Origin of the sequence: Sphingobacterium ginsenosidimutans (assembly GCF_039536865.1) — a bacterium.
GTDB lineage: Bacteria > Bacteroidota > Bacteroidia > Sphingobacteriales > Sphingobacteriaceae > Sphingobacterium > Sphingobacterium detergens.
Map to the genome: position 1 here is coordinate 1264697 of NZ_BAAAZK010000007.1, position 20835 is coordinate 1285531.

19 protein-coding genes and 1 pseudogene are annotated in these 20835 nt (G+C 34.9%); 10 read left to right on the forward strand and 10 right to left on the reverse strand.

All coding sequences use genetic code 11. The annotated features are described in order from the left end of the window. Positions 1-9 precede the first annotated feature (9 nt). Together ABFX33_RS17690 and ABFX33_RS17695 are read right to left on the reverse strand one after the other, a co-directional pair. The gene (locus ABFX33_RS17690) at positions 10-3303 is read right to left on the reverse strand and encodes a SusC/RagA family TonB-linked outer membrane protein (protein WP_346087147.1); all 3294 of its coding nucleotides are present in this window, start codon (positions 3301-3303) and stop codon (positions 10-12) included. 16 nt (positions 3304-3319) lie between these two features. After that, positions 3320-3694, reverse strand: a complete 375-nt coding sequence (locus ABFX33_RS17695) for a hypothetical protein (RefSeq protein ID WP_346087149.1) — start codon at positions 3692-3694, stop codon at positions 3320-3322. Positions 3695-4646: 952 nt separating this feature from the next. Between ABFX33_RS17695 and ABFX33_RS17700 the strand changes: the two genes are divergently transcribed. The 9 genes and pseudogenes from ABFX33_RS17700 to ABFX33_RS17740 all read left to right on the forward strand — a co-directional run bounded on the left by ABFX33_RS17700 (position 4647) and on the right by ABFX33_RS17740 (position 14078). After that, positions 4647-4919: a helix-turn-helix domain-containing protein gene (locus tag ABFX33_RS17700; protein ID WP_346087151.1), complete on the forward strand. Its 273-nt coding sequence runs from the start codon at positions 4647-4649 to the stop codon at positions 4917-4919. Positions 4920-5006: 87 nt separating this feature from the next. After that, the gene (locus tag ABFX33_RS17705; RefSeq protein WP_346087153.1) at positions 5007-5801 is read left to right on the forward strand and encodes an HNH endonuclease; all 795 of its coding nucleotides are present in this window, start codon (positions 5007-5009) and stop codon (positions 5799-5801) included. 6 nt (positions 5802-5807) lie between these two features. After that, positions 5808-6206 carry a (deoxy)nucleoside triphosphate pyrophosphohydrolase gene (locus tag ABFX33_RS17710; RefSeq protein WP_346087154.1) on the forward strand — a complete coding sequence of 133 codons (399 nt, stop codon included), beginning with the start codon at positions 5808-5810 and terminating at the stop codon, positions 6204-6206. A gap of 114 nt (positions 6207-6320) precedes the next feature. Further along, positions 6321-7694, forward strand: a complete 1374-nt coding sequence (locus ABFX33_RS17715) for a hypothetical protein (protein ID WP_346087156.1) — start codon at positions 6321-6323, stop codon at positions 7692-7694. Positions 7695-7783: 89 nt separating this feature from the next. After that, positions 7784-8008, forward strand: a pseudogene (locus tag ABFX33_RS17720) (IS256 family transposase); the annotation flags it as partial. 207 nt (positions 8009-8215) lie between these two features. After that, complete coding sequence (locus ABFX33_RS17725; RefSeq protein WP_333889186.1) at positions 8216-8848, forward strand: hypothetical protein; 633 nt, start codon at positions 8216-8218, stop codon at positions 8846-8848. Further along, a complete protein-coding gene (locus tag ABFX33_RS17730; protein ID WP_333889185.1) occupies positions 8841-10853 on the forward strand; it encodes a coiled-coil domain-containing protein in 2013 nt (670 codons plus the stop codon). The genes ABFX33_RS17725 and ABFX33_RS17730 overlap by 8 nt, the downstream gene beginning before the upstream one ends. A gap of 9 nt (positions 10854-10862) precedes the next feature. Further along, the gene (locus ABFX33_RS17735; RefSeq protein WP_346087159.1) at positions 10863-12764 is read left to right on the forward strand and encodes a hypothetical protein; all 1902 of its coding nucleotides are present in this window, start codon (positions 10863-10865) and stop codon (positions 12762-12764) included. Positions 12765-12845: 81 nt separating this feature from the next. Next, positions 12846-14078 (forward strand): hypothetical protein, encoded by a 1233-nt coding sequence (locus ABFX33_RS17740; protein WP_346087161.1) that lies wholly within the window; start codon positions 12846-12848, stop codon positions 14076-14078. Between the two features lie 366 nt (positions 14079-14444). On the opposite strand, the gene ABFX33_RS17745 is transcribed toward ABFX33_RS17740, so the two are convergent. From ABFX33_RS17745 to ABFX33_RS17770, 6 genes are all read right to left on the reverse strand, one after another. Further along, entirely contained in the window at positions 14445-14960 is a 516-nt protein-coding gene (locus tag ABFX33_RS17745) for a hypothetical protein (protein WP_346087163.1), read from the reverse strand. Between the two features lie 9 nt (positions 14961-14969). Further along, positions 14970-16040 carry an AAA family ATPase gene (locus tag ABFX33_RS17750; protein ID WP_346087164.1) on the reverse strand — a complete coding sequence of 357 codons (1071 nt, stop codon included), beginning with the start codon at positions 16038-16040 and terminating at the stop codon, positions 14970-14972. 448 nt (positions 16041-16488) lie between these two features. Continuing rightward, positions 16489-16806 carry a hypothetical protein gene (locus ABFX33_RS17755; RefSeq protein WP_346087166.1) on the reverse strand — a complete coding sequence of 106 codons (318 nt, stop codon included), beginning with the start codon at positions 16804-16806 and terminating at the stop codon, positions 16489-16491. A gap of 236 nt (positions 16807-17042) precedes the next feature. Then, entirely contained in the window at positions 17043-17267 is a 225-nt protein-coding gene (locus tag ABFX33_RS17760; protein WP_346087168.1) for a hypothetical protein, read from the reverse strand. Further along, positions 17258-17605 (reverse strand): hypothetical protein, encoded by a 348-nt coding sequence (locus ABFX33_RS17765; RefSeq protein WP_346087169.1) that lies wholly within the window; start codon positions 17603-17605, stop codon positions 17258-17260. The genes ABFX33_RS17760 and ABFX33_RS17765 overlap by 10 nt, the downstream gene beginning before the upstream one ends. A gap of 23 nt (positions 17606-17628) precedes the next feature. After that, positions 17629-18666, reverse strand: a complete 1038-nt coding sequence (locus ABFX33_RS17770) for a hypothetical protein (protein WP_346087170.1) — start codon at positions 18664-18666, stop codon at positions 17629-17631. 171 nt (positions 18667-18837) lie between these two features. On the opposite strand from ABFX33_RS17770, the gene ABFX33_RS17775 reads away from it, so the two are divergent. Further along, positions 18838-19008, forward strand: coding sequence for a hypothetical protein (locus ABFX33_RS17775; RefSeq protein ID WP_346087172.1), 171 nt, complete (start codon positions 18838-18840; stop codon positions 19006-19008). Positions 19009-19234: 226 nt separating this feature from the next. On the opposite strand, the gene ABFX33_RS17780 is transcribed toward ABFX33_RS17775, so the two are convergent. Together ABFX33_RS17780 and ABFX33_RS17785 are read right to left on the reverse strand one after the other, a co-directional pair. Beyond that, positions 19235-19963, reverse strand: coding sequence for a hypothetical protein (locus ABFX33_RS17780; protein ID WP_346087174.1), 729 nt, complete (start codon positions 19961-19963; stop codon positions 19235-19237). 453 nt (positions 19964-20416) lie between these two features. Continuing rightward, positions 20417-20824, reverse strand: a complete 408-nt coding sequence (locus tag ABFX33_RS17785; protein ID WP_346087176.1) for a hypothetical protein — start codon at positions 20822-20824, stop codon at positions 20417-20419. Positions 20825-20835 lie beyond the last annotated feature (11 nt).

The window sequence follows — 20835 nt, forward strand, 5'->3', positions numbered from 1 at the left end:
TTTTATCAGTTAAAAAGTAGCTTTCATCCCTAGCGTATACATTCTTGGTGTCGGAATCAGAAAATTGAAATCAGGATCATTATTATAATCCGACTTGCGCCAGAGGATAAAATTCAGATTATCCGCATTGACATAGACCGTTAACGATTTTACCCCTTTAAGCTGCGTATTCATAGTATATTGCAGATTGATATCTTTCAGGCGGATATGATCAGCAGGTTCAATCAAGATATCCGAGTTCTGATAAAATAGGTCGCGTTGACTATTCATGGGATAGATCATTGCCGGTACATTGGTATGCAATTCATCCCCCGGCTGCTTCCAGCGCCTATCAAAGTCATCATTCATCCACCAGAACTGTGCTAGTCCATTGTAATTGATACTCTGTCTCCGGTAAAAGTATTTGAATTTGTACTGTAGGTTTGCCCGAAGCGACCATGATTTCCAGGAGAAGGTATTCGCCAGGAAACCACTATACAGCGGTACACTTGATCCTAGGTAAGCCACATCGTCAATGCCCACCGACATGATCTTCGCATAATCTTTGGACACTTCACCCTCGTAATACCCCTGCGGTGCACCCGTATCATGATCCAGTCCGGCAAACTTAAAGGCATATAACCCATATAGGTCCCTGCCGACAACAGGGTTTGGTGCAGTCGTTGCCCACATATAACTCTCCACATTCGCGTGTCTGTAATTATATTTTGTAACCACGCTTTTGCTATAGGTAAATAACAGATTTGAATTCCACTTAAAATCGCCGGCATTTATATTAAGACTCTGTAGATTGATTTCCAACCCTTTATTTCTGAAATCGGCAATATTGACCGCCTGGGTATAGAAGCCTTTTGTCGGATCGATATTGCTGAGTGCTACCAGATCTTTTGCATCTTTTACAAAAAAATCTATCGTACCATTCAGTCGTTTACCTGCCATAGCCCAATCAGCGCCGACATTGACGATGCGTACCCTTTCGGCCCGGTAGTTCGGATTTGGCGGGTTGACCATATAAGCATTGGTATACCCTGTATATGGAAATACGCCATCATAAGCAATCGTAGGGTAAGCGGATATCTGCGTGGTCACATTGCCATTTACCCCATACGTAGCCCGGAGTTTTAAGTACGAAAACAGCTCCTTCGGAAAGAAATCTTCTTTACTCAGTTCCCATGCCGCCCCTATCGACCAGAGCGGCTGCCACTTGTTATTGGTAGCAACCCCAAAGAGGTTGGCCGCATCCCGGCGCAAACTGCCGGACAATACATACCTGTTTTTCAAGGTATAGGAACCATTAACGAACATGGAAAAAAAGCGCTGCCTGTATTCCTCCAGCTTATTACCGTTGATAATCTGATCCCGTCCCTGCAATCCATTGAGCAGCGGAAAGGAAGATTTAAAGTCTACAGGCGTGAACTCGATCCGGTCGGTATTGTACCCATACAACTTATAACCTTCAATACGGTTATCCATACTTTTCACTTCCATCCCCGCCAGCATATTTAGCGTACCGGGCCCTACTTGCTGATCAAATGTGGCTGTACCTCTGAGGTAATGCGAAAAAAGATCTCCAACCCGTCTTGAATAAATATCCCCTACGGGCACATTGTACGTCAATGTACTGGGTGTAAACTCGGTAAACAGGTTGATATAATGCTGCGCGAAATACGAATCGATAGACTCATTGTTCGTTACCTTGCTCAGTGAACGCTGAAACTGATATGAAGTATTCAAACGTAATGCATCACTCAAGCTATAATTTGCACCTATACTCATGGTTACATCAGTGACACGTGCTAGGTTTTCGCTGGCGTACAATTCATTCAGCATATTGTAATGCGCAAGGAGCATCCGTCCATTTGCCAAGGTATCAATATACGATTTACGTAAGGTCGTTGTCTCAAGATCTATCCCCTTTCCATCCTCATCCACAAGGCGTACATAGGGATAAAAAGCCTTACCCGCTCCTGAATAGAGCGATCCGTAATCAACCTTAGAATCATTGCCCTGCGTTTTGCGTCCGTTGTCCGAGAAGCCGATATTCAGGTCTACAGAAAAACGATCAGTAGGTCGTATAGAAGTTGTAAACTTGGTACTTATTCGGTCAGTACTATTGTTTCTGACATTCTCGGCGCTCCGATCATAGCCCACGCTCCCCCTAAAATCCAGCTTTTTGCTTCCATAGGCCAGACTCGTATAATACTGCTGAGTTAAGCTATTGCGGTATACATATTTCATATAGTCATCCCGCACATCATACCGCTGAAATTCATTTTTCTGTTTTTCATAGGTATTTTCGTCGATTTTCCCATTCCGCAATTCCCCCAGTAATTTCACAATCGGAGAAACGGTATAGTCGGGATAATTCAGCATCCAATCGTAGTATTTATGCTGAAATAAGATCTCCTCAGCTTCAATAAAGCTTTTGCTCGACATATAAGGAAGCTTATAGATATCTGGCTTCTGCCCTATCTGAATATTGGAGCTCGCCTCTAGTTGCATACGATCCAGCTTGGCGCCCGATTTTGTTGTCAATACAATAACGCCATTTCCCGACCGGGTACCCCATATGGATGCCGCAGCTGCATCTTTAAGGATCGTTATATTTTCAATGTCATTTGGATTGATATTGCTGAGGTCACCCTCATACGGAAAATTGTCCAAAATGATCAGAGGGCTCCAGGCACCGAGCAAAGTTGAATTGCCCCGTTGATAGATCTGCTCCTCGGGCTTTAGATTAGGTACACGCTTTTCAAAACGCAGCGATGGCGAGAGCCCCTCCAGCCTATTAATAAAATGCGAGGATTTACTGACATTGATCTGTTCATTTGTCAGCAGCTCAAAACTCCCCGTCGCCCGCTCCTTTGGAATTTTTTGGTAGCCAGTAGAGACTACCTCCACCTCATCCAATTGATTCTCCAATGGTATCAATTTTACTTGTAGTGATACCCCTGCGACATAAGATAGTTGTAAGCGCTTGAATCCCATGTGGGAGAACGAAACTGTACCTTTGGTACTCGAGACTGGCAATGAAAAGGAACCATTCTTATTTGTAGATGCCCTCCCCTTTTCCCCTTCGACACGAATGGAAACTCCTTGGATCGGCTTTCCGTCGACAGACGATACCACAGTACCGCTGATGGATAACAACCCTTCCGCCCCGCTGTCCTTGCTGGGCGTCTGAGCCGATAAACTAAACATAGAAATTAATATAAACATGATTACAAGAATTGTAATCTGTATACATGGAATATTAACCACCTTATCCGATAAGGCAGTTAACGATTTTGATTGTTTCGTCATGTGCTTATTGTTAAGGTTAGTCTACAATCCGTCCAAAGAATTCGTGAATACGCTTGGTGATCTCCAGCTCATCCAGACTAAAACCTGTTGTTTCAGCGTCCGAAAAATCTAATTTGCTCATGTCCACATAGTCTTTATGCACGTGGAAATAAGCAATCAGTACCGCTAATAGATCGAAACCGAATACCTGCTTATGGCAGAGCTCCAATATATTTTCATTAGGCCAGCGGTCTGCTGACTTTTTAAGAAGTAAAGAAATGGTATTCTGGATGGTACGGATATCATACTTTTTCCAAAAATCAGCGATTTTATCTGCGGGATCGTAATCCCTATCGTGTACTTGGTATATGGCTAGCTCTAGGGCGAGCACATTTGAATATTTTTGATTCATTTTTAAGGTTCATAAAGATGACTTGAGCCCTGCCCGATCAAATGCAACGGGCATAGCTTCCCCATTAGCGATTTTTCCGCTTTAAAAATGGTTGCCATTAGCAGCATTTGTTTAACACTGCCATTCAACAAATAAAAAATTAACAAATCCGAAAAGCGCCCAAAAATTGGTTACAAGTCATTTATAGGGGGCGTTATGGCGCTTCCTCTCGGAAAGAAATAAAAGCCCGATCTAATTTATATAGAATAACAATACAAAATTATAGTTTTTAATTTTGTTGTTTAAAAATAAAACGCTACTTTTAAGATGTCTTACGGCTCGAAAGAGCTTTTATTTAACTTACACAAAATTAAAGGGTAGTGTATTGAATACAGATCGGGAAAACCTAGTCTAAGGGCCTTTCTAGTGAATACCTATTCGGCACAAACTATTATGCGGATGCCGCTGCCCCTATTTTGGTTTTATATTTTTAACCGATTATTCTGGCCCTGGAATAATCTTACTTATTAGAATTGAATAGGAAAACCGAATGCTAACCTCCTTGAGATAAGCGCGGCGTTTTTGGCGGTCTTTGAATCGTTTTATCATAATCATTTTTGGTTATAAAACGATGAAACTCAACAGCTATAGGACGGTCGAATTGGTTGAATAACCAATAGAGCGAACTTCAACGCTTTGAACGTGGCGCCGCCAAGCAACCTACTTAAGTCGAAACTTAAGCTCCACAAAGTCTTACAAGAAGTTCGCTCTACTGAATTATGTACGAATATACAAAAACTCAATAGAATACGAACTCCGTGTCAACTCATGTGGAATTTTTGGCGGCTTTCGTTCACGAGTGACAATCGTTTTTTGAAATGCGAGCATTTCAAAATTGTCGTAATTATTTAACTGATTCAAATATACAAAGTTTGACGTTAAACGCCAAACTTTTCAAAAAAATAATGACAATATGGGATTAAATAGATTAAAAGAAGTTTTCAAAAAATATAAAGTCCAAAATAGAATCATCGCCAAGTATTTCGGCAAATCAGAAGAAACTATTTCAAAGTGGGTAAATAATAAGAGACAACCTTCTGTTGAGGAATTGAACTCTATAGCGAAGTTATTAAGAATTGATGTCCGGTTATTATTAACTGAAACAACTTGGGCAAATGAAACCTCAGAGACTTATGATGAGGTTAAGGAAAGGTTTAAAGAAGACGCTGACAAAACAAATATATAGTCTTCTTCTAAATGAACGAATTAGACTACATGAAGAATGGAGAGCGACCAATTAAGTAGAAACTCTACCATTGAACAGATTGTATAAATGATGAAATACGTTATTATAACTGAAAACGACGTTTCTCAATGGAAGGATAGTACAGGAAGAGAATACCACTTTCCTAAACGCTATTTAAAATATTTGACAAAAGGGACAAGCGTTATTTATTATAAAGGACTAATGAAAGATCGGTCATTTGCATCCAAGCGTATGACCGCATCTGCGCATTACTTTGGAATTGCACAAATCGGGGACGTCAAACAGGACAATGATTCCGACAAAAACGACTACTATGCAGAGATAGTCAATTTTAGACCTTTTTCTTCCCCAGTTTTAGCAAAACAAGATGGGCAATTCTTAGAATCAATTCCCACATCAAAAATCAAAAACTATTGGCGCGACGGCGTTCGTGAAATCAATGAGGAATGCTTTAAAAAGATTTTCTCCTTATCAGATCTTAATGATTTCGATGCAACAAATGATAGTGACCAAGGAGATCTTGAATCTTATAGTCGGTCAGAAGGAAAAAGCAAGCTCGTTTATTCGACGAAATACGAACGTGATAATACACTAAGGGATAAAGCTATAGAATATCACGGTCTGACTTGTATGGGTTGTGGCTTTAATTTCGAAAAAGTATATGGTGAATGGGGAGCTGGATTTATCCATGTGCACCACACTAAACCATTATCTAATGGTGAAGGTGAGCGCGAGGTAAATCCTCGAACCGACATGGTGGTTCTTTGCCCTAATTGTCATTCAATGATACATCGACGCAAAAATCGAACATTAAATTTAGATGAGTTGATCATATTGCTAAAAACTAAAACTCCCAATTAATCCCTTATGGCCATTATTAAAGTTGTTTGCGGTATTATATTCAAAGATGATCTAGTCCTCATCTGCCGACGAAAAACAGAGAAGTCGCTAGGCGGTTATTGGGAGTTTCCAGGCGGAAAAGTCGAAGGCTCGGAATCTTACGAAGAATCTTTGCTCCGTGAACTGATTGAAGAACTCAACTTAAAGGTCGAAATCAAACGGCACTTTTTCGATACTGTACATCATTACGATAAAGGCGCTATTGAATTGATTTCTTTCATCTGTTCAACTAGTGCTACTGTGGTTGAGTCTACAGATCACGATCTAGTAGAATGGGTTAAGGTCAGTGATCTATTAAATTGGAATCTCGCTCCTGCTGATATTTCAATTGTGCAAGCAATAATTGAAGAATATGCATTTGAATAAATGCATTATAAAAACTAATAGAATTGTTCCTTGTCCAATAAATCTATCAAAAAGAAAAAAGTGTAATCAGTTAAATACTTATATTAGTATAGTATTCTTAACATCCTAAATTTTATGGCCATTACTGAAAAAGAAATTCAATTATATATATGGGGTCTAAAAGATCAATGGGTCAATTTGATTCAACCGGTAAAGTTTCCCGAACCGAATTATTTTAATGAAGAAGAATACGATATATATTCTTTAAATCCTAGACAAGCGTTTTTAAATTCTGCGTACAACAGATTAACCGAATTAGATCAATATGTACGCAGTTCAGATTTAATTGGTTGTGAAGTTCATTTAAAAAAAGATTTTGATTCAACTATAAGAGCAGACCTTTTGTGCTGCTCTGAAGGAACTGGTGGATTTGGTATTATTGAAATTAAAAAGAGTGCACAAACAGAGAGACAGGCATATACAGAATTACTAGGATATGGTAATCATATACATGGTTTATTTCCAGGTATGTCAACGGAGGATCTGGTATATATACTAATATCTCCAATGCAAGAAAGAATTGTTCGAGAAGCGACATTATTGAGTTTACTTAAAGATGAAAAACCTGTCTATTGCCTAATTCCTAAATGGCAAAACAATGATATTAATACACTTATATTAGAACCTTGGATACCTGAAGAGAATGATATATCACAATTATCAAATGCAATGTTCCACCCTTCAAATATTGATATATTTAAATATTCATGGGATTATGTTGAAGGCTGGAATTATAAAGCTCCAGATAAAAACCCAAGACAATTCATGCTTGATACCGTTAATAAGCTTTCTATTTATGCTGCACAATTAATGGAATCAAAACACATTTCTGGTTTTGTTTATGTGTCACAACCCTGGGAAGAATTACCTCTACTTCCAAATTCTTTGGTCATTGCCGGAATAAACCCTTATAAGGTGAGTAAACTTCTTAAACTTATTAAGAATAAAGGGATTGACATTTACAGATCAGAAAACATTGACACTTCAGGTATCAAACTGAAAGATATCTTGCCAGAAATAGATAATGTTCATAACAAGTCCACTGAAGACTACTTAGAGGATTTTTCAACTTCATGGATTAATACATTACAAGGTATTTCAATAGAAACATTTAAAACTATGACTATAAATTCAGAAAATATTACCTATGAAACTGATCATGGATCAATGACTTGGGATCAATATCAAAAATTAGCACTTGAAGATGTATTTGTACATAATTATGATGTGAGGCCGACTGGATTATTAAGAGTATTATTTCAAGCGTATCAAGAAATTGATTATAAATATTTAACAAAATTTGGCTATGAAAATCATTCTACCCATAGTCATGGTGATATTTCAAATTATGGAATAGACAATTGGTATAATATTTCATTTTTTAGAGATTTTTTGGATAGACTATATGATGAATTACATAATTTTAGATTCGATATAAATGATGCCTAAACAAATGCAAAGACACTGTAACGTGAACTGTGTCAAAGGAATAATTCAATAAGATTATTTTTATATTCAATTATTCAAACGACACGGTCATGAAAGAAAAGACCCGATTCTACTTTGAACGCTTCAAAGCAGAAGCTATCCAAGGTCTCTGCGAAGGTAAAAGTTTGTCTCCCATTGATGGTGTCCTAGTGCCATTGGCGAAGCATCGATTGGAATCGATGACGGATGGCGAACTGGCCAACCACCCTAACGAAGAGAAAACTCCAGGTAATAACAACCGGCGAAATGGCAAGACCAAAAAGACTGTCCGAGGAGGTTCTATCCGCACTTTACTTGGTGATATAATAGCATTTAGACTACTGTTGTGTTATTTTGAATAAACAAAAAAGGAGAGTTTATAATATATTTCATGATCAACTATCTAATAATTTGAAAAAAAAAAAGACTTTATTTTTAATTATTTACAAAAATGTACATATTAGTGAAATAAAGCTATATTTAGAATCTAATTATTATATCTAATGTCTGTTAAAAATACAACTGTATTTCAAGATGCTATAAGATTGTTATTTATCCTGGTAAATGGTGGTGAAAAATTAAGGAAAAGTACCGAAAATTTTGTCTCCATATTTGAGGGTAAAGCGAAACTACACGCTATGGACTTTTGGGTTAGATATCCAGATTTTCTTGCCTATGAACTTTTAAATAAGTATGAAGAAACTCAGGAAAAGCGATTCCTAGAAATCGCAAAAACCATTTTTAAAGAACAAGAACCTGATCTGAGGAATATCCCGATGATTAGATTTCGTTTCGGGGCATATGATGATTTAAACGAAAGTTTATCCATTCTTTTGTCAAAAGGTCTTATCGTTCAAAAAGGGGCAAAGACAAAGGAAAAAATTGTTAATTACAATTACTATATCACTGAAAGTGCTGAAGAACTTATAAAAAAAATACTTAAGGAATTTAAAATTTTAACTTGGTATGATGAGAGATCAAAAATTGTAAAAGATATTTCGAGCAATTTAGGTGGTGGGGCCCTAAAGGAAAAGCAATACAAGCATGTTGCATATGCAAATACTTTGCTAGGTACAAATATTCCGACTATAAAGAATGAGGTTGAAGCCAGACTTAAAAATTTCATCAATGAATAATATCACAAACGACGTAACTAATAAACAGTGGTTAGACGTTATTGCAGAAAAAACGTTATATAGTAAAAAAGATATCCAAAAATTTCTAACCAAGTATAATGTTACCCAATCTCCTTCTATAGGAAATCCAAGAAGGATTCAGCTATTGGATATTGAATTTTCTGGAACTAAAAAAGGGAATTTAGAAAACGATTTCAAGTTTGTTTTTAATGATTTAGGCCCTGGACTATATGGACTATTCACGGACAAAAACTTAAGAGGTAAATCAACTGCAATAGAGGTTATTAAATGGCTTATTAAAGGAAAGCCTTCAGAAAATTTTCAACCAGGCGTTAAGAGTTGGATAAAAGAGGCCTCATTAAAACTGAAGGTTGATAATGATTATTTTATTATTAAAGTTAATCAAGATGAAGATTTCGTCTCTGGACAAATTGAGAGATCTTTTGATGGTAAAATTTATAGCGCATATAAGGAGTTTTCAGGTGAAGAAGATATGGCCAATAAGATTTCTGATTTTATGATGAATATACTTGATTTAGAAAAAGTATCATCATTTCGGCAGAATTCAGATGAATTAGAAGTTGGTTCCGAAATTTCGCATGGGTGGCCAGCACTTGCATCAGCTATGTTTATTGGGACCACATACAATGCAATTTTTGGTGATTTAACATTATCGGGACTTCCAAATAGAATTTTGAACATGTATTTAGGGCTACCATGGATACCCACGCATGCCGCATTAAAAGCCGTACAAATTCAATTTAAAAACCAAGGAACTGTCGACGAACGAAAAGTTGACACAATTTCTAAAAGTCGAGCAATTCGCCTGAAGCAAATTCAGCAAGAGTTAAAAGGAAAACAAAGAGAATTAAGAACATTAAAAGCACCTACAACGAATAGTAATCGCCTTCAAGAATTATTAGATGAATTCAATGACCTATATAGTAGGCAGAAAGAATATGAAAGAAGACTTTTAGATTTTACCTTAGATTTTGATAACACTCAGAATCTCTATATAAAAGATAAACAGGCTCTCAATTACTTTAAAGAAAATAAAGCTGCAACAAAAATTTTTAAACAATTAAACCCCACTTGTTGTCCGCACTGTGAGCAAAAAATAACATCAGAACAAATAGAAAAGGAAAAAAAAGAAAATAAATGTTCTGTTTGTGATAAAACAATGTTAGAAAGTGAGGATTTAGAGGACTACTTCCAAGAATTAAGGAAAGCAGCTGAGGCTTCGGAAACTGCATTTAAGCAAGGAAAAAAGGAGCAAAAAGTCAGGGAGAAAGCATTAAATGATGTTTCAAAATTTTTAGCTAATAAAAAATCAGAACTGGATAACTACAAACAAAAAATAGTTGACGAAAAAATTTCCTCAAATAACTATGTTTCACTCAAAAACGAAATTGAAAGACTGGAAATACTGGAAAAAGAATATGAATCATCAGAAAACATTCTAACAACAGATTTGGAAGAAAATAAATCAATAGGAGGTTCCTCTGATATTGATGAAGAAAAAATTTTAAAAGAAGCAATTAAAGAAACAGAACTTAGGTTTAGAAATTTACAGGAGGAACTCTTAATTGACGTCAACAAAAAAATACTTGAGTATTGTCCAAAAGTTGGACTGAGTCAATATAAAAATATTGTTTTAAATAGTCAGCCATCACTTAAAATTTTTAAAGATGGAGGAGACACAACGTTCTCTAAGGTATCAAAAGGTGAACAATTAAGACTTAAGGTGCTAGCGACTGTAGCTCTTATATCAATTGCAGAAAAGAGAAAATTAGGAAGACATCCTGGGTTTATATTAATTGATTCCCCTGCTGCTCAAGAAGTAAATAAGGAAGATTTAAATAATTTGATAATTGGCATAAAAGAAATGTGTAGTGACATTCCTCATTTGCAGGTTATAGTTGCCTCAACTGCAAATGATACTATTCTTACCCATATTCCAGAGAATAGAAGGAAATATGCAAAAGGTGATGACTATCTTTGGTAAATAACTACTATGACTAGCATTGAAATAAATGTTATGGATGCGCTTGAAAAAGGGGAATCTATTTCTTTAAATGGTATTGGAGGTATAAATACTCTTTTAGAACAAGATGATAATTTTTTCAAATCGAAAATATTAGATGAAATATTACAAGTTGTTATAAATGAGATAAATGAAGCATCCCCTAAAGTTGTTAAAGACATTACTAGTTTCATAAATAAGTGCCTTAACTTATGTGACGACGAATTTGTTTTAAAAGAGATATCCCTAGCCATCTGTACGTACGCTAATCGATTAGAGGGATGTTTTAAAGAACTAATTTCCCTTCTTTTAAATTCCAACAAAAAGGGATTTTTTCGATCACAATATTTAATATCAGCATTCTCAATTTCACTGACTAGTGCTACAAAAAAACATTCGCTCATTGCCTACCTGCTTGAAGAGGAAAATTATCTTGAAGATCTCTTTCAAGATTGCTATTATAAAATACTTGGTTTATCATATTCCCATTTCAATGTTGAAGAATTACTTCAAAAACTTGAAGAATTACTAACTGACGAATTAAACAATGATGAACTTCTTTATGAAATAGGAATGGCCTACCTTAATAAAGGACTAAATGCTGATTCTAGAAACCTAGTAATAGATAACTTTAAAATAGCAAAGGATCATTTTCGTGGAGTAGACAGTAATGTTTACCCTAATGCAATTTGTTTTGAAAAGGTCTTGCAAATATTTTTAGATTTTTTTGAGTCAAACTATAAAGGTATAAATCTTGAAATCTTAACTGAATTAGAAAACGACCTTCAATTTGCAAATTTATGGCAGCACTATAATAATTCATTTACTTGGCAATCGTTAAGAGAATCAGAAATGATCAATTGGAAGACACTCGTTTCAAAACTTAAATTTACCGCCGATTATCTATCCGAAACATCATGGTTCGAGCCAAAGGTTGTCATTGAGAATTTTCTACTGCAGCTATATAAATGTAATAGAACAATTTTTTATAAAAAGGAATCAAATGGAGTGGATCTATTAATTGAACCTTATATATCCGGTAAACTAATTGAAAATGACACATATTCTTTTTTATTAGATCAATGGTTAATAAGAAACCAAGAAGATCCATTATGGGAAATTGGAAATTCATTTTATACAACAATTAATGAATACAAGAAGTTGGGAAATGAATTCGGGGTTACTTTAACTAAAGATAAAGTAACCCCAACTGAATCAGATATTAAAAAATTTGAAACCAAGTTTGATACTTTTAGTAAGGAATATAGAAAAAATCAACTTGGAGGAACTTCCCTCATTTTAAAATCAGAATTTGAACGTTTGTCACATTCATTAATTGAGCACGACATTTTCCATAATGATGAAGTAAAATTTAACTTTCAATGGCTACTCTACAATTCATTATTATTCTTAGAGAGCCGAATAGATTCGACAAAAAAGAATAATCCTTCCGTATCCTATCTTTTCACGAAATCTCCTTTACCAAAGGAAGAAGCATTGCAAAAAGATTATAGCCTTTACATGGGAGCTGTACCTTCAAATGGAACTACAGAAATAGAAGTAATGGATATTGCAGGTGGTAGAGCAGATGTAGCCTTTAAATTTATTGATCATAGATTTATTGTGGAGGTAAAACGTGAAATAAATAAAACCGGATTTGATGATCTAATTTCAAAATACTCTGGTCAAAGTTTTGAATATCAAAACACAAATGTTAAAGCTGGTATATTACTCGTTTTAGATCTAAATAAGGCCAATCTTAATGGTATTAAATCATTTGAACAACAAGTCAAACTGCATATTATTAGTGATAAGGATGGTACTCTTCGATCATTGATTATTATTAAAGTACCAGGAAGAAGGAACACTCCCAGCCAAATAAAAAATAACTAATAATTTATTACGGGAGCTATTGAAATAATAGCGCAATAAACTATTCTTGTCCTTGATGTCAAGAGAACAAAACCAAAATAGATGAAGATATTCGAAAATGAGAGCGCTATGCAGCGATGGATTAGTGAACAATTCGCGAAGGGAAAATCATTGGCTGATTTTGTTACAAATTTTGATGATTTTGAGCACTCACTTTCAAATAATCAGAGCTTCAGTCTTCGCAAAGTTATTGATACCTTCAGGTTTTGCCTTTCCTCATTTGACAATAATGAAGTAATTGTAGAGAACAGGGATATATCATTAAGTGATCAGGATATTCTAAAGCCAGATTTTCTTGTTTACGCACCGACTACACAGAGTGTAATTATTATTGAGCTTAAAAACCTAAAAGGTCCAACCAGAGAGGTTGGGACTGAAATTGGTGCCTATGCAGCAGAAGTAAAAACTCATTTGCCTTTTCTTGCTGATGGAGATGTAATTAATGTGGTTATTGCATCGCATTGGCCGACTTTACTTCGTCATTATTTGTTTAATGATATCGTTTGGATGGACAGAAAACTGATCTGCCTTCAGCCGATTAATACACAGGCAGGAATCCAACTTGAAATTATTTCACCATCTTTAATTGCTGATACTTCTCCAGAGATAAAGTTCAACGCACAGGAGCTTGGAGGATACCATTTGTGCTTATATGATGAAATGCTATATGGAGGTGCGGATTACTTCAGAATGGAGGATAATGAGAATCAAATGAGATGTGCCCTAGCCGTAATGGCAGCGAAAGGTAATTCATTAAAAACTCACGGATTTGCCTTTTTATGGCGTCATGCCTTTGAAGTTGGATTGGCGCCGTATGTAATTACTATGGTTAACCTTTCATCGTTTCAGGCCTTACCACGTCTTTTAAAAAATTCGAAGATTGCACTTAATGAAATAACAAAAAGACTGCTTAGAATTTTGATGGATCACGATCCGAATGGTCATGGCCATTTGCTTGATTCCATTTGTGATGAAGGGATACGTTTTTTAGAAGGATTCAGTAAACCTGTCCCCGAAGATTATACTGATTGGAATACTTTAAAAACGAGAATATTTGAAAATACAGATGCATTAGCATTTGTAGGTTGGGGTATATTTGAGGAGCTTTTCTTTGACCGTTTACATCAAGAATATGAAAATGGAGAATTTGACCACAGTCATATAGATCCTCTGGTGGCTATTTCCATGTTAAATGAAATAATTGGAAGTGAAATCCTATATCCGAATTGGGAAATGCTGGGTTTTAACCAAGAGGATGATAATGAAGGATTTTAATGCCTATTAAAAATTCGATTGTATTGAGCACAGTCAACAATTACAATTAGTCTAGGGCAGTTGGTCCGAATACCTCCCTCCGCTAAAAATTCAACTGCCATGAATATCCAAATTCATGGCAGTTTTGGTTGATACACAATATTATGTACATAAAGACTGAAAAATTCAAGACGTTCTAATCCCTCCTTTCCCTGAACATAGTCTGTATTGAACAAGAGTTTATTCAAGAATTTTAAAAGAGCTGCCTCCTTCTAACTAAAAAGGTAATTAAAGGTCTAAAAGCTATAATAAATTTCTATGATATACTGTAATTAAAAGTTTCCGGGATGGCTAATAAGAAATAAAATATTGATTCGATGACAAATATTATCGAACATACTCAATATGTTCTGCTGCACTTGAATGTTCAATAACAGAATATGTATTGATTCCGAAAAGCATGGCATAAGGTTTAAACCTATTCCTATAGCGCTCATTGATTAAGGGCACAGCGGTTTTTTGACTGGAATTGCAATGAATTATATTTATAAAGTTAAACACAGTAGTCTCGTTTGGGTAATTTTCTGGGAAGCAAGGACTAATTTTAGTTTGGCCATGAGTGTATTGGTGTTTTGCTGACAACATCATTGATAAGCTATCAACACTTTTCTTAAGCAAATCCAAAACCCGTTTTTCAATTGAATTTTGATCATCAATGTTTGCTATTGAATAATCTTTTAATTCAAATAACCAACAAATATTTTCTTGCACGTCAAACCATCCGGCATCCATTTCCTTAAAACTAAAACCAGAGAGTTCTTGATAGCCTCGACAATTAGCAAATCTAAAATGATTGTCATCTGGAAAATCTAGGGTTATACTACTTTCTGTAAATTGTGGCATTATTTTATTTTAGAAATTTATACCAAGATCTAGTTTGGTTTCATCATCAGCCATTTTTACAGACTCGTCAGAAATCGGATTTTCTGGAAATGAATTTTTTAAATCAGTCCATTTCACAGAAACAGATTTTCCTTTTTCCCGTTCCAAAGAATAACAACTTGTTTCAACACTATCTCTTCGTGCAGATAAATGAAGTTGTTTTAATACAAAATAGTTATGTGTTGCGATGAAAATTTGTATTCCAGATTTCGCCATCAAAATTAGCATTTCTACTAATTCCCGTGTAGCCTCAGGATGCAGGGCGGTTTCCGGTTCATCTAAAAACAATACTGAATGTGCATTTAATTGCCTATTTCTAATTAAAGTTGTTAATATACCAATTTTCTTTACCCCCTCTGCAGTTAATTGCATAGGAAATTCTGTATTCCCTTTTTTGAATACAAAATCGTCTTCGACCTGCTGCTCTATCTGCCCCTCAAATAAATCTTCTAATCTCCTATTAACGCCTTTGAGTTCTTCAGTAATATTCCCTTTTTGAGTTGGTATAACTAAGGCACGGATCAAATCAAGATAAGTATCATCAAATCCAGGCATATGCAAATTATCTCTAGTTGCTCGTATTGCTTTTAATGAAGTTAAAACTTCTTTTGCAGGAATGAATAGGCATCTAAAGTTATCCGATATTGGTTTAATAGCCTCTTGTCCATCAACAATAGTATTATTAGTTGAATCACCAAAAGAGAAATGAAGTCGATCTTCATATCCCAATTTATTGTGCTTATACTCTATATCTACTGATAGTTTTTCCTTTGTAATTTTACTAACAAGTTCTCCCAATCCTCTTTTTCCAGGTTGATAGGTATCTGTTAGTTTTTCAGCTAATAATTTCTTAAAATTAATCTCAGCACCTTGACTTCTTCTACTGTATATATCTAAACATTTTGTAGTCGCATATAATAATTTTAAAAGCCCCGTTTTACCTGTATCATTTTTTCCAATAATTACATTTAAATCCGCAAAATTAGAGGACTTAAAAGAACTATATCCCATAAAATTCTTAACACTTATTGATCTTATCATGGTAATACAAAATTGATAATATTTGCTTATTAATGCACATAAAATAACTTGGCAATTAAAAACAAATATAGGTAATTCACGAGTAGTTTTCAAGGTGAAATTAACAATTATTAGACATCATTAATATTCCCATTGCAATTTTCAATAAACCAAATTCAATGGCGGTTTTTTAATGTTGTATTGCAAATTTCAATTTAAAAAAGTATATTGTTTCTAAAGTTCTGTTACAGGCCTTTAACATTTCCTGAGAAAAGGTGGGTAATTGGCTCTTCATATTTTTTTCTGCATCCTTTACTACCGAATCATTTTCACTTCGTTTCCTTTAATTGTATGAAAGCGTTCTAACATATCCTGAGCATCTAAATAAATGAAAAGCTTATTTTCTACAATTTTCAAAAGCTATTGCCCGAAGATGTCTCGCCTTAGAGAAATAATATCAAAGGGGGCGTTATTTGAACGTCCTAAGAGATTTACTGAAGACAAAACCCAAATGATCAGCTAACCCGATAAGTTTAATTTTATTTGTACAGGTAAACACAGCTCTATTTAAATGTTCTACACCAAAATCAATAGCTTCTATTTTATCCTTTGTGTTGTAGATACCTTGGTCAAAAAATGCGACTATTGAAAACTCGATTTTATTTAATTTTTCATCAAATGATAATGAAAGGTTTTGAATAAAATAGAAGAAAATCTGAAATTCCCAGTTGTTGGGCCTATCAGAAAACTCAGGGTGATACAGATTTACCAGATGCTTCTTGCCCATTTCGTAAAGCATTTTTCTTCGTACCTAAAGCAAATAAAAGGCATGTTGTATTTTATCAGAAGGGTTTGTCAAGGATTCTAGTAAGCCAGTTTTGTCAATATTATTTATGATCAGCGAAATAATAAGAATTTTCGCTATTTTGGTTAGCAGACGTGTTTTTTACTTCATCTGCAAATAAGAAACTTTTAATATTGTCAAGTTAATCCATAATTAAACGTTGTTTTTAGGTATTATACTTATTCAACAAGAGATTTACGAAACGGGCCGATCAGATGTGTTATCTTATCCAATAGAATGATTCCTTGTTCGTCGCTAAGCCTGACAATTTTTATTTGATTTTCATTTTGAAGTCTATACTCAAAAAACGGAATCTTACCGTCGTCAAGATTGTAAACGATGATCCAGCCATTTATAAAGAACATAACAACCGGCTGCTGTTCCAGCATCACTCTCACAGGCATAATATTGGATCAACATCCTGGTGGACATCTATGTTATAATTTGGCGGACACAGCAATTTCAAATTGGCAGTTACACCAATTTCAGCCAACCTTCCACGAATTAAATCTGCAAAATATTGCTCATACGGTGAAAATGTGTTGTCACATTCAATACAATATAGTGCGTTATCGAAAAAAGCGTCCTGCACCTTATTTGGCGTTTCCAGGTCGGCAACATTCACGTAATGTACTTTGCCATACTCACGAAAAATTGATTTGAATAAGGCTTTGGAAATGACATGTGCCCGCATAAACTTTTTCTTTTCTTTGCACAAGGCACAAATTCCAATTTTTTCCATATGAATTATATTAAATAATTAGGCTACGGCTTTGCCTCAAATACATATCTACCGAGCTTTTCTTCAAGATATTCCTTTACAAAATGGGATATCCTAACAGAATCCTTTACAGACGGTCCCGCTATGCCTGGAACCTCGTATTTACCCAACTCGGTATTGTAATTGGGTAAAATATCCAAGAAATGACGAATACCTTCTGTTTTTTTCAAAAGGCGGTTTGGATTTACCATAACGATGTTAAATCCGTCATCCAAGGTCCAGCTGGCTGCAACATTTTTTTCTAAGACTTTATTGTGTTTAAAATACTGGTTTGTAAAAACAACAAGATCAACGTTCTGATAACATCTCCTATCCGCAAAAGAATCTTTGGTGAATAATCCTTCATGAGCATACAAATAATTAACCCAATTTTGAATATCATAAACGTCATCACAACCTACCAATAATATGTTAATTTCTGTTTCAGATGGATTTGGATTAAATTTTTCATGTGCTAATTCCAGAAATTCTTTCAGGTTATTGTCCATATTCTTTGATACCAGAAATGGTTTTATTTCTTCACCTTTTTTAGTAAGACTTTCTATTAGTGCGTCGGTAATGGTGTTAATAACTTTCTGCCCTTTGTCCGGCAATCTTCCTTCGGTGACAAACTTAAAGGCATCTTGCGAATCAATTTTCTCTTTTGACTTGAAATCTGAACATTTTACTTCAACATTATACACAAAGCCATTATCTATAAATTGGCAATCAACATCTTTATAATTCTCAGGATTTACCTTTGCCTCCACTCTAAACCCTTCAGGAAATTTGGTACCAAAGTATTTGGCAACTGTTGTTTCCACAGCGTATTGAATGAATTTCTTTTCCGCAAAGGGCTTTTGTTTTAGTAACATCTTTTCTGTACACCAATACTCGAACTCCTTTTCGGTTAGTATGGATTGTATAGATTCAGCAGTTGACATAAAACCTTCAAAATAAGGATGGGAGGAGCCCGAAGCTCTTACAAGGTAATGGTTGGGAATATTAGCCAAAAGTGCTAACTTGTCATTTATAACTTTCATATTTTATCTTAAATTTAGGAATTAAAGATAATGTTTATTCCTAAATCCAAATTTGCTTTTACCCTATTTTATATCCTACACACCATTTAGCAAAAAAACATTGCCTTGCTTTAAATCCATACAATAGCGAAATTAATCCCGTCCCAAGAAACCTATTGTACAAAAACCTAAATGAACAATCAAGGAGTAGCAGGCAGCAGCAGAAAAACAACCGATGGTGCTATCAGAAATAAGGAGCGTACCATGCAAAAGATCATTTCGCCTGTTGGTGAAGTTTTAAAGGTCCAAGGATATGCTTTTACATATAGTGCTTTTAATTTTAAATTTTCAGATAAATTTTAAAATATTATGTATTTTTGATAATCATCGTCGGATGATGACTCATTGAACGAGATAAAAATCCATATTCGTGGCATTTATAAAAAAGTACTCAAAAAGTGCGTTTAAATGGTCTGGGCCAATTGGTTCGGTTCCCTCCCTATCTGCTCCATCCAATCATCTTGATGAACACTCGCTAAAATTAATAGAGGAGTATCCATCAAGTAGTAAGTGCCAAATAATGGCGGCTCTACTGATTAAGATTCCGATAAATACACGATATAAAATTCAAAAATCGAGATTTCTTTTTTACATCTGCCTTGGCTGTATTCACTACCAAATGTTCAGGTTTGATACACATAAAAATTAGAGATAATTGTGAATATCTTCTTGAATTAGAATTAAAAAAATCATTGATAATAAAATGAGCAGCATTCCACAATGCAGCTAAAATTATTAAAAAAGCTACACACATTTTGAGGAACTCCAGATACTCCTTTACATTATTAAAAGAGACAACAATCGTAAAACAGATTGCAACAATACTTAAAAAGATACTCCATGAAGCATAATCCTTCTTTTGGGAACAAGAGAGTTCGTAAAAATCTTTTTGTGCCTTAGTAACTTCTTCAAATGTCATTTCTAATTCTATTACCATTGCTAGTATTTCATCTTTTTTCTTCTCAAATAGAGAATCATAATCTCCTTTGATCATTAGCTCTGCTCGTTTGAAAAATACGAAGAGGAGATAACTTACAATTAAGAAGAGAATCATAATACCATATTGAATACAACCTAAAATGGGAGAATACCATAAATAGAGTATGGCAATTAAAGAAATTATCCAAATGAGTCCCAGGACTATTCTAGTGACCCTCTCTTTTAAGGGCGATTGACCATTAAAGAACATTCCCATAATTGAATACCTTTTCATTATTCTCAAAAAATCATAGTGATAGATTTGGATTTTACTTTTCATATTTATTAATTAGAATTTTGTATGTGTTGACTAAGAATATATCCCATAATGATATCATTATTATTTCCTTCTTTAAAATATAAAAACAATTTGTGTTATTCGATCCATTTCCGGATCGTTTAGAAGTTTAATTTAGAAGTTTAATAAAGCGAGTAAGTACAAAGTCTTGGGCATGACCTTAGAATACGCTGTTATAAATATTAAACATTTGTAGTTTATTTTTTAATCTTTAACCCCAAAAACAAAAAAACCTCCCTCCTAACCGGCAGAGGGAAGCAATTTGGCTAATCTGTTGGTCGAACTAACCGTAAACCGACGTGTGGTTCTTCAATACCTAAAGATATGTATGTTACCTTAAATAACTATTGATCATTTCCGAGAAAATGTTGATTAAATCCTAACTATCATAAAAGGTCTGTCTCCTATCCCACTATCCTACCCGATTAATTTACCCTAAACACCTACATTGTTGGAGATTTTCATACGATCTTGTACTACGCCATTCTGTATCGTAATTTTATTGCCAATGGCATCCTCAAAATCATTATCCGCTATAATATACTTGGGATTTCGAGCGGGCAAATTAGACTCAACGATTACTGAATTAGTCATCAGCTTAGGGCTCTTATTATCCCTAGTGGTACAGCCTATTATTTTAACCGCATCGGTCGCATTATTAAAATAGAAAGCCGATACACCTGGGTTTGTAATCTTCAAACCGCTAATAAGTACATCTTTGCAATCTGTAAAGCCTGCTCCATAATTACCGATATTGGAGATATAACCGCACTGTATTGCTGTGCCCGTAAACCCGAACCAATCGCCGCTGACACGGATACCTACACTATTACATTCATTCATCTTGGCGTTGT